2 protein-coding genes and 1 pseudogene are annotated in these 10,525 nt (G+C 75.5%); all 3 read left to right on the forward strand.

The features are described from left to right. Positions 1 to 44: 44 nt before the first annotated feature. Positions 45 to 7,787: pseudogene (locus IE239_RS39520) on the forward strand (type I polyketide synthase); the annotation flags it as partial. Positions 7,788 to 8,079: 292 nt separating this feature from the next. Next, on the forward strand, positions 8,080 to 9,138 hold the full coding sequence (locus tag IE239_RS39525) for a beta-ketoacyl-ACP synthase III (protein ID WP_190154282.1): 1,059 nt from the start codon (positions 8,080 to 8,082) through the stop codon (positions 9,136 to 9,138). A 115-nt stretch (positions 9,139 to 9,253) separates the two neighbouring features. Next, on the forward strand, positions 9,254 to 10,462 hold the full coding sequence (locus IE239_RS39530) for a cytochrome P450 (protein WP_190154283.1): 1,209 nt from the start codon (positions 9,254 to 9,256) through the stop codon (positions 10,460 to 10,462). Positions 10,463 to 10,525 lie beyond the last annotated feature (63 nt).

Below are 10,525 nucleotides of genomic sequence, written 5' to 3' on the forward strand. Positions count from 1 at the left end.
TGGGCACGTTGCGGCGGGACCGGGGTGGTGCGCACCGTTTCCTGATGTCGTTGGCGGAGGCGTGGGTGCGGGGTGTGGGGGTGGACTGGACGGCCGTTCTGGCCGGTCGGGACGCGCGCACGGTCCCGCTGCCCACCTACGCCTTCCAGCACCGGCGCTACTGGCTCGACGCTCCTGAGCCCGCCCCTGCCGGCCCCTCCGCCGACGACGTGGACGCCCGCTTCTGGGAGGCCGTCGAATGCGAGGACCTGGAGGCGTTGGCGGGGACGCTGCGTGTGGCCGACAGCGAATCGCTGGCCGGTGTCCTCCCGGCGCTGGCGGACTGGCGCAGGGAGCAGACGACGCGGTCGGCGGTGGACGGCTGGCGGTACAAGGTGGTCTGGAAGCCGGTCGCCCGGGACGCCCGGGTCGCCCGGGACGTGGCCCTGACCGGCGTCTGGCTCCTCGTCGTCCCGCAGGGACACCCCGACACCGCACTCGTCGACTCCCTCGCCGGCGGTCTGACGGCCCACGGCGCCGAGGTGACCGTTCTCGAGGCGGGCGCCGGTGTCGGCCGGGAGCAGCTCACCGGACTGCTCGAGACCGTGACGAGCGACGATGACGGCGCCCGGCAGCCCGCCGGTGTGCTGTCCCTGCTGGCGCTGGACGAGTCGCCGTACGCCCCCGGCGCCGCCCTCGACAACGGGCTCGCCCTCAACACGGCCCTGGTGCAGGCGCTCGGCGACGCGAGCGTTGCCGCGCCGCTGTGGATCGCCACCAGAGGCGCTGTCTCCACCGGCCGCGCGGACCGGCCGGCCGCCCCCCTCCAGGCGCAGGCGTGGGGGCTCGGCCGGATCGCCGCTCTGGAGTACCCGCAGCGCTTCGGCGGGCTGGTGGACCTGCCGCCGGAGCTGGACGACCGGGCCCTCGCCCGGCTGGTGGCGGCCCTGTCCGGAGCCGCGCAGGAGGACCAGGTGGCCGTCCGGGGTTCCGGGCTGTTCACCCGGCGGCTGGAGCGGGCCGCGCTGCCCCACCCCGCGCCCGCCGACTGGAGGCCGTCCGGGACCGTGCTGGTCACCGGCGGCACCGGGGGTGTGGGCGCCCACGTCGCCCGCTGGCTGGCCCGCAACGGCGCCGCCCATCTCCTGCTGGTCGGTCGCCGGGGCCCGGACGCGCCCGGCGCGGCCGGACTGGAGGCGGAGCTGAACGGACTCGGCGCTCGCGTCACGCTCGCCGCGTGCGATGCCGCCGACCGTGACCAGCTGGCCGCGCTGCTGGCCGCCGTGCCCGAGGACCAGCCCCTCACCGCGGTCGTGCACGCGGCCGCAGTGCTCGACGACGGTGTGCTGGACGGCCTCACCCCCGAGCGCGCCGAGACGGTGCTGCGGCCCAAGGTGACGGCCGCGCTCCATCTGCACGAGCTGACCCGGGACCTCCGACTCGACGCGTTCGTGCTGTTCTCCTCGCTCGCGGGCACGCTCGGCGGCCCCGGCCAGGGCAGCTACGCGGCCGCCAACGCCTTCCTCGACGCGCTCGCCCGGCAGCGGCACGCCGACGGACTGCCCGCCACGTCGGTCGCCTGGGGCGCCTGGGGCGGCGGCGGTCTGGCCTCCGGCGAGACCGGAGAACGGCTGGCGCGTGCCGGCATGCCCGCCATGGAGCCCGAATCGGCCCTGACGGGACTTCAGCAGGCCGTGTCCGCGGGGGAACCCGTGCTGGCCCTGGCCGACGTACGGTGGGAGACGTATGCGTTCGCCCACTCCGACCGCGCGCCGCGGGTCCTCGCCGACCTCCCCGAAGTGCGGGCGGCCCAGGCGGCGCCCGGCGCGCCCGTGGCGGAGGGCGGCGACAGCAGTGGGCTCACGGCACGCCTCGCCGGTCTTCCCTTCGACGAGCAGCGGCGTGAACTCCTCTCCCTGGTGCGGACCTTGGCCGCCGGTGCGCTCGGATACGCCGACGCCGGCCAGGTCGACGAGGAACGGGCCTTCCGCGACCTCGGCTTCGACTCGCTGACCGCGGTGGCCCTGCGCAACACCATCGCCGAGAGCACCGGACTGCGGCTGCCGGTCACCCTGGTCTTCGACCACCCGACCGCCGTCGCGCTCGCGGCGAAGCTGCACGAGGACCTGTTCGGCGACCTGTTCGACACGGCCGCCCTGCCCGCGGACCGGGCGCCGGCCGTCTCGCCCCGGCCGGTCGCGACGGACGACGACCCGGTGGTGATCGTGTCGATGGGCTGCCGTTACCCCGGCGGGGTGGACGGCCCGGAGGAGCTGTGGCGACTGCTCGCACAGGGCGGCGACGCCGTGTCCGCCTTCCCCGAGGACCGCGGCTGGGACCTCGAGGGCGCCTACGACCCGGACCCGGACCGTCCGGGCACCTTCTATGCCCGCGGCGGCGGATTCCTGTACGACGCGCACCACTTCGACCCGGAGTTCTTCGGCATGAGTCCGCGCGAGGCGCTCGCCGTGGACCCGCAGCAGCGGCTGCTGCTCGAGACGACGTGGGAGGCGTTCGAACAGGCCGGCATCGACCCCAGGACCCTGCGCGGCAGTGACACCGGGGTGTTCGTCGGCTCCAACTACCACGACTACGGCTCCCGGGTGCAGCGGGCCCCGAAGGACTTCGAGGGCTACCTGGCCACCGGGAGCGCCGGCAGCGTGGCCTCGGGAAGGATCTCCTACACGTTCGGGCTGGAGGGCCCGGCCGTCACCGTCGACACCGCCTGCTCCTCGTCCCTGGTGGCCCTGCACATGGCCGCCCAGGCGCTGCGCTCCGGTGAATGCGCCATGGCGCTGGCCGGCGGGGTCACGGTGATCTCCTCGCTGGACACCTTCGTCGAGTTCAGCCGGCAGCGCGCGCTGTCCGCGGACGGCCGCTGCAAGGCGTTCTCCGACGACGCCGACGGCGCGGGCTGGGCCGAGGGCGTCGGCGTGCTGCTGCTGGAGCGGCTCTCCGACGCCCGGCGCAACGGCCACCCCGTTCTCGCGGTGCTCGCCGGTTCGGCGGTCAACCAGGACGGCGCCAGCAACGGCCTCACCGCGCCCAGCGGCCCCGCGCAGCAGCGTGTCATCCGGCAGGCGCTGGCCGCCGCCGGGCTCTCCCCGGCCGATGTGGACGCCGTCGAGTCGCACGGCACCGGCACCCGGCTCGGCGACCCCATCGAGGCACAGGCCCTGATGGCGACGTACGGTCAGGACCGGCCCAAGGAGCGGCCGCTGCTGCTGGGCGCCCTCAAGTCCAACATCGGGCACACCCAGGCCGCCGCCGGTGTCGGCGGCGTGATCAAGATGGTGCTGGCCATGCGCCACGGCATGCTGCCGCGCACCCTGCACGTCGACCGCCCGTCGACCGCCGTCGACTGGACCGAGGGAGCGGTGGCGCTGCTGACGGAGGCCGTCGAGTGGCCGCACGACGAAACGCGTCCGCGCCGGGCGGCCGTGTCGGCGTTCGGCATCAGCGGCACCAACGCCCATGTGATCCTGGAGCAGCCGCCCGTCGAGTCGCCGCAGCCGTCCGCCGACGCTCCCGGGGCTTCCACCCCCGGTGCGGTGGTCCCCTGGGTGCTCTCCGCACGGAACGCGGACGCCCTGCGCGCCCAGGCCCGCCGGCTGCTCGCCCGGCTGGAGGACCCGGAGCGGGAGGCCGCCGCGCCCGTCGACGTCGCGCACACGCTCGCCCTCGGACGCGCAGCGTTCGACCACCGGGCGGCCGCCGTAGGCCGCGACCACGACGAACTCGTCGCCGCCGTGAAGGCGTTGGCCGAGGACCGGGAGGCCCCCGGACTGGTGCGCGGGGTGCGGCGCCGAGACGGACGCACCGCCTTCCTCTTCAGCGGCCAGGGCAGCCAGCGACCGGGCGCCGGCCGTGACCTGTACGCCGCCCAGCCGGTGTTCGCCGACGCCCTCGACGCCGTCTGCGCCGAACTCGACCGCGACCTCGAACGGCCCCTGAAGCAGGTGATGTTCGCCCCGGCCGGCACTGCCGACGCCGAGCTGCTGGACCGCACCGCCTACACCCAGGCCGCGCTGTTCGCCCTGGAAGTGGCCCAGTTCCGGCTGCTGGAGCACTGGGGGCTGCGACCGGACGTCGTGGCCGGCCACTCCATCGGCGAACTGGCCGCCGCGCATGTCGCCGGGGTCTTCGACCTCGCCGACGCCTGCCGTCTGGTCGCCTCCCGCGGCCGGCTGATGCAGCAACTGCCCGACGGCGGAGCCATGCTGGCCGTCCAGGCGGGCGAGGCCGAGGTCGCGGAGTACCTGCGCACCTACGAGGACCGGGTGTCCCTCGCCGCCGTCAACGGCCCGGCGTCCGTGGTCGTCTCCGGCGACGAGGACGCCGTGGAGGAACTGGCCCAGGCGTGGCGCGAGGCCGGGCTGCGCACCAAGCGGCTGGCGGTTTCCCACGCCTTCCACTCACCGCACATGGAACCGATGCAGGCCCGCTTCGCGGCCGCGGCCCGCGAGACGACGTACACGCCCCCGAGCGTGCCCGTCGTCTGCGACCTCACCGGCGAACTCGCCGACTCCGGACAGCTGGAGGCCGTCGACTACTGGGTCCGCCAGGTGCGCGGCACGGTCCGCTGGGCCGACGTCGTCGCCACCCTGGAGGGACAGGGCGTGACCGCCTACCTCGAACTGGGCCCCGACGCGGTGCTCACCGCCATGACCCGCGACTGTCTCGCCGATCCGCAGTCCGCCGCCGTCACCTCGCTGCTGCGCCGCGACCGGCCCGAGGAGACGGCGGTCACGACCGCCCTCGCCGCCCTCCACGTGCACGGCGCCGGTCCCGACTGGGCCCGGTACTTCGCCGGGCGTCCGGTGCGCCGGGCCGAGCTGCCGACGTACGCCTTCCAGCACGCCCGCTACTGGCTCGACGCCGACCCCGGCGTCCCGGACCTCGCCGCCGCCGGGCTCTCCGCCGGGGAGCATCCGCTGCTCGCCGCGGGCACGGCGCTGGCAGGCGGCGACGGTTACCTGCTCACCGGACGGCTGTCGCTCGGCAGCCATTCCTGGCTCGCCGACCACGCGGTCTCCGGCACCGCGATCCTGCCCGGCACCGCCTTCCTGGAGCTGGCGCTGCTGGCCGCCGACCGGGTCGGCTGCGCGGTCGTCGAAGAACTCACCCTGGAGACGCCGCTCGTGCTGCCCGAACAGGGCGCCGTCCACCTCCAGGTCACCGTCGGCGAGCCCGGCGAGCACGGCGTGCGCGCCGTGACCGTGCACTCCCGCCCCGACGACGCGGCGGACGGCGAGCCCTGGACCCGCCACGCCCTCGGCCGGCTCGGCGACACGGCCGAACCGGCCGGTGACGCCCCGACCGGGCCGTGGCCGCCGCAGGGCGCCCAGGAGATACCGGTGGACGGGCTCTACGACCGCTTCGCCGCGGGCGGTTTCGCCTACGGACCCGCGTTCCAGGGGCTGACCGCCGCCTGGAGGCTCGGCGAGGACGTGTACGCCGAGGTCGAACCGCCCGCGGAGGTCGCCGCCGACGCCGGCGCCTACGGGCTGCACCCGGCCCTGCTGGACGCCGCCCTGCAAGCCGTCGGACTGACGACGGCCGCCGCGTCCGGTCCCGCGCTCATGCCGTTCAGCTGGACCGGGGTACGGCTGCACGCGCCGGGAGCCGGTGCGCTGCGGGTGCGTCTCGTCCCGGCCGGCCCCGGCACGGTCGCGCTGACCGTGACCGATTCCGCGGGCGGTCCCGTCGTCACGGTGAGCGGACTGACCCTGCGCCCCCTGCCCGCCGGGCAGCTGGGGGACGACGCCCGCGCCGCCGCCCGTCATCTGTACGAACTCGAGTGGGTCACCCCGGCCGCCGCCCCGGCACGGTCCGCCTCCGCCGCTTCCGCCGGCTTCGCCGTCCTGGACGGCGACGGCGACCCGGCCCTCGGGGAGGCGCTGACGGCCGCCGGGCTCGCCGCCGCCTCCCACCCCGACCTGGACGGCCTCGCCCGCGCCGTCGCCGTCGGCGACCTTCCGGCACCCGGGACGGTGCTGGCCCTCGTGCCGGGCTTCGGTGACGACGAGGCGGGGCTGCCGGCCGCGGGCGAGGCCGGCGCCGCCGTGCGCCGGGTCACCGGTCAGGTGCTGCGGCTGCTCCAGGACTGGCTCGCCGACGACACCTTCAACGCCACCCGCCTGGTGCTGGTCACCCGGCACGCAGTGACCGTCCACGACGGCGACCGGGCCCCCGACCCGGCGGCCGCGGCCGTATGGGGTCTGGTGCGCACCGCCCAGACCGAGAACCCGGACCGGTTCCTGCTCCTCGACTGGGACGGCGCCCAGGAGTCGTACCGGGCGCTGCCCGCGGCGGCCCGTCACCAGGAACCCCAGGTCACCCTCCGCAAGGGCGAGCTGTGGGTACCGAGGCTGGTCCGCGCGCGGCTGAACCGGCCTGCCGACGGCGGCACCGGGGCGCTGCTCGACCCGGACGGCACCGTCCTGATCACCGGGGCCACCGGCGCGCTCGGCGGTCTCGTCGCCCGGCACCTGGCCGGCCGGCACGGCGCGCGGCGCCTGCTGCTCGTCGGCCGCCGTGGCCCCGACGCGCCCGGCGCCCGGGAACTCCTGGACGACCTGACCGCGCTCGGCGCCCGGGCCGAACTCGTCGCCTGCGACGCCTCCGACCGGGAGGCGCTGGCCGCAACGCTCGCCACGGTCCCCGTGGAGCACCCGCTGACGGCCGTGGTGCACACCGCCGGCGTCCTCGACGACGGCGTCATCGGCTCCCTCACCCAGGAGCGGCTCGACACGGTGCTGGCCGCCAAGGCCGACACGGCGCTGCATCTGCACGAACTGACCCGGGACAGCGAGCTGCGCGCCTTCGTGCTCTACTCCTCGCTGGCAGGCGTCCTCGGCGGCTCGGGACAGGGCAACTACGCGGCGGCCAACGCCTTCCTCGACGCCCTCGCCCGGCAGCGGCGCGCCCACGGCCTGCCCGCCCAGTCGCTGGCGTGGGGTCTGTGGGAGGAGCGGTCGGCCATGACCGGCAAGCTGGACCAGGCCGACCTGGTGCGGATGGCCCGCGGCGGCGTCGTCCCGATGCCGTCCGAGCAGGCTCTCGGCCTCTTCGACGCCGCCGTGGCCGCCGACCGGGCCGTGCTGGTCCCGGCCCGCTTCGACACGGCCGGGCTGCGAACGGCCGACGGGGAGGTCCCGGCCCTGCTGCGGTCCCTCGTCAAGCCCGCCCCCGGCCGCCGCGGCGCCGCTGCCGGGGCGGCCGGGTCCGCGCCCGCCGAGCGGCTGCGCCGCAGGCTCGCGGAGTCGGACGCCGAAGCGCGCCTCGAGCTGCTGGCGGACCTCGTCCGCGACCACGCGGCGGCCGTCCTCGGCTACGCCGACTCCGACGCGGTGGACCCCGACCGCGGCTTCCTGGAGATGGGCTTCGACTCGCTGACCGCCGTCGAGCTGCGCAACCGGCTCAACACCGCGACCGGGCTCAGGCTGCCGGCCACCATGCTGTTCGACTATCCGACGCCCCTCGGGCTGGCCCGCCATCTGCGGGCCGAGACCGCGCCGGGCGCCGCGGCGGCCGTACAGCCGATGCTGGCGGAACTCGACCGGCTGGAAGGCGCGTTGGCGGAGATCGCCGGGGACGAGCCGGTGCGCTCCGCACTGGCCGGCCGACTGCGCGGACTGCTGTCCACGCTGGACGCGGCCGTCCTCGCGGGGACCACGGCGGTATCCGCCGGGGGCGGCCACGGCGACCCTGGCGGGTCCCCGGAGACGGCGGTCGAGGAGCGGATCGGCGCGGCCAGCGACGACGACCTCTTCGACTTCATCGACAAGCAGTTCGGCTCCGAGTGACCGGATCCGGGCCCCGGCCCGCCGGTGCGGCGGACCAGGGCCCGGATCGCGTCGGCGGCGCGCTCCCGGCACGGCCGGGCGCGCGCCGCGGCCTATGACGCCGCCACCCCGCGGACCTGCGTCGCCACCCGCCCAAAATCGCTGACGTTTCGTCAATTCCGATGTCAGTTATAGGACTTCACCTAACAGACGACGTGATCGGTGCCCGTGCGGGGGTGTTCGGTGAATGGTTGACCCGGGGCCGTCCCACGGTCCCGGTGCGGCCATCGGGCTGTGAAAGGAGCTGGAGGCCATGGAACGAGCGGCAGTCGTCGCCGGACTCGGCGGCTGGGTACCCCCCACCGTCGTCGGCAACGACCGACTGGCGGAAGTCCTCGACACCAGTGACGAATGGATCCGTCGCCGTACCGGCATCCGCGAGCGCCGCTGGGTCTCACCGGGGCAGTCCACCGGCGACCTGGCCGTGGAGGCCGGGCGGCGGGCACTGACCTGCGCCGGGCTGGAGGGCGTGGACGCCGTGGTCCTCGCCACCAGCTCCCCGGACCGGCAGTGCCCCGCGACCGCGCCCGAGGTCGCCGCCCGGCTGGAACTGGGGCCGGTCCCGGCCTTCGACGTGGCGGCGGTGTGCACGGGATTCGTGTACGCCCTCGCGACGGGCGCCGGCATGATCGCGCTCGGCGCCGCCGAGAGCGTGCTGGTCATCGGCGCGGACGCGTTCTCCACGCTCCTCGCCCCGGACGACCGCACCACCCGGGTGATCTTCGGCGACGGCGGCGGCGCGGTGGTGCTGCGTGCCGGGTCGCCGACCGAACCCGGGGCCCTCACCGGGCTGAACCTCGGCAGCGACGGCAGCCTCAGCGATCTGATCGAGGTGCCGGCCGGCGGATCCCGGCAGCGCTCCACAGGCGTGCCGGCCAAGACCGAGGACACCTACTTCACGATGCAGGGGCAGGCCGTCTACGCGCAGGCGGTGCGGCGGATGGCGGAGTCCGTCCAGGAGACCGCCACGCGCACCGGGTGGAACCTGGCGGAGATCGACTCCTTCGTGCTGCACCAGGCCAACGCCCGGATCCTGACGGCCGTCGCCCGGCGGCTCGGCCTGCCGTCGCAGCGGTTCCTCTCCAACATCGAGACGCGGGGCAACACGGTCGCCGCCTCGATTCCCCTGGCCCTGGTCGACGGGGTCGCCTCCGGTGAGCTGCGCCCCGGTCACAAGGTGGTGCTGGCGGGCTTCGGCGGCGGGCTCACCTGGGGTTCGACGGCTCTGGTCTGGCCCCGCCTCGCAGCGCACCGGACGGTGTCGCCGGAGCTCGCGGCCGCCTCCGCCGCGACGGACGCCGCGATGCGCTGACCGACGCACGCCGCCCCGGAAGCCGGGAAGCCCCGGAGCCCGGAATCGGGGAAGCCCGGCCGCCGGGAAGTCAGCAAACCCGGCCGCCCCGGAAGCCACGTAACGAGGAGGAAAGTTGGACGCGCAGTCCGTCGTCGCCCAGTTGCTGACGCCCGAGGGACGAGCCGATCTCCACGCACTGTACGAGCGGGCCCGGGAACTGGGCCCCGCCGTGCCGGCAGGCGACGGCCTGCTGCTGGTCAGCGGCTACGACGCCTGCCGCCAGGCGCTGCGCAGCCCGGGACTGGGCGCCGACGTCGATCTGGTCACCTGGGGCGCCGACGTCGCCGAACACCCCTCGCTGGCCATGCTCAGCCGGTCCCTGTTCGTCGCCAACCCGCCCCACCACGGGCGGATGCGTTCGCCGATGTCGCAGGTGTTCACCGCCCGGCGGGTGGCGGCCATGGAACCCGCGATCGCCGCCGTCACCGACGCCCTGCTCGACACCCTCGCGGACGCCGGCTCCGCACCGGTGGACTTCATGGACGCCTTCGCCTTCCCCCTGCCCGCCCAGGTCATCTGCGAACTGCTCGGAGTCCCCGTCGAGGACCGGGACCGCTTCCGGCACTACGCCGTGGCCCTGAGCGCCACCCTGGAACTCCTCGTCGACCCCTCCGGGCTGGAGGCCGCCGACCGCGCGGCGCTGGAGATCCACGAGTACTTCACCGAACTGGCCGCGAAGCGACGCGCCGAGCCGCGCGACGACCTGGTCGGCGCCATGGTGGCGGCACGCGACGAAGGGGCGCTGCGCGACGACGACGAGCTCGTCGCGAACCTCGCCGGTGTGCTGCTGGCCGGGTTCGAGACCACCACCCACCTCCTCGGCAACGGCCTGCAGTTGCTGTTCGAACACCCCGAGGCGATGGCCGGCCTGCGTGCCGGAACCGTTCCGGTGCAGGGATTCGTCGAGGAGACGCTGCGCCACGACTCACCGGTGCAGACGAGCAACCGGGCCGTGCTGAGCGACGGTGTCAGCGTCGGGGGCGTACCGGTGCCGGCGGGCAGCCATGTGGTGCTGCTGCTGGGCGCCGCCAACCGCGATCCGGTCCGCTACGAGGACCCGGACCGCTTCGACCCCCTCCGCCGGGACGTCCAGCCGCTCAGCTTCGGCGGGGGAGCCCACCACTGTCTCGGCGCCATGCTCGCCCGGCTCGAGGCGACCACCGCCTTCAGCCGGCTGCCGGCACGGTTCCCCGCCCTGCGCCCGGCCCCCGGGACCGTGCCGGTCCGTCGCGACCGGCTCGCGCTGCGCGGCTACGAGAGCCTGCCGGTCGTCCTGACCTGAGGCCGGCCGGCCGGGGCTCCTCAGCCGAGCCGCCGCGGCTCCCGGCTCCGAGGGTTCCGCCCG

Origin of the sequence: Streptomyces humidus, from assembly GCF_014649655.1 — a bacterium.
GTDB lineage: Bacteria > Actinomycetota > Actinomycetes > Streptomycetales > Streptomycetaceae > Streptomyces > Streptomyces humidus.

What these genes read in the sequence shown, in the direction of transcription:
- IE239_RS39525 (WP_190154282.1), top strand. Translation starts at nt 8,080, where the DNA reads ATGGAACGAGCGGCAGTCGTCGCCGGACTCGGCGGCTGGGTACCCCCC.